The organism is Micrococcus sp. GbtcB5 (genome assembly GCF_019091605.1).
In the GTDB taxonomy this organism is placed as follows: Bacteria; Actinomycetota; Actinomycetes; order Actinomycetales; family Micrococcaceae; genus Micrococcus; species Micrococcus luteus.
In genome coordinates this window covers 1-228 of record NZ_JAGXJK010000673.1, presented here as the reverse complement: position 1 = coordinate 228, position 228 = coordinate 1, and the positions used below count along the sequence as shown (strand labels likewise).

At 80.7% G+C, this 228-nt stretch carries 1 pseudogene; it reads right to left on the bottom strand.

Annotation, left to right across the window (positions count from 1 at the left end):
* Positions 1 to 228: pseudogene (locus tag KVS67_RS13920) on the bottom strand (hypothetical protein); the annotation flags it as partial.

Below are 228 nucleotides of genomic sequence, written 5' to 3'. Positions count from 1 at the left end.
ACGGCGACGGGACGGTCCGGACCGGGGTGTCCGTGGCCTGCGCCGCGCCCACCAGGCCCCGTCCCCGTGCCGGGTGCCCGCGGCGGCCGCGGAGGCGAGGGCGGCGTCCTCGTGCGTCGAGGGGCGGTACCGGTGGGAGCCGTCCGCCTCGTCGTCCGCGCCGCCCGGTTCGAGGGCGTGGTCCGTCCTCTCCGTGAGCTCCTCGGGGGTGGCGGCGGTGAGGGCGCG